At 41.3% G+C, this 223-nt stretch carries 1 protein-coding gene; it reads left to right on the plus strand.

What is annotated here, in order from left to right; genetic code table 11:
* The coding region (locus JR005_RS14725) for a TonB-dependent receptor domain-containing protein (RefSeq protein WP_228731664.1) at nucleotides 1-223 on the plus strand (223 nt) is incomplete at both ends.

A 223-nucleotide genomic window follows, 5' to 3' on the forward strand; every position in this document is an offset into this window, starting at 1 on the left:
GCGGGCTTAAAGTCACAAAATCTGCTAGGTGATTTTACTTTGGCTGTTTTTCAGACCAAAACCAAAGATGACATTGTTTCAGCGGGTAGCGAGTATGGACGTTCTACTTTTCGTAATGCAGATCAGACCTTACGTGAAGGTGTTGAATTTTCATGGAATAAACAGCTTTGGCGTGATCTGATTGCGACTGCAAGTTATGCCTATCTGGATGCAAAATTTGATG

The sequence above is a fragment of the Acinetobacter sp. Colony158 genome, from assembly GCF_019264745.1.
GTDB lineage: Bacteria > Pseudomonadota > Gammaproteobacteria > Pseudomonadales > Moraxellaceae > Acinetobacter > Acinetobacter ursingii.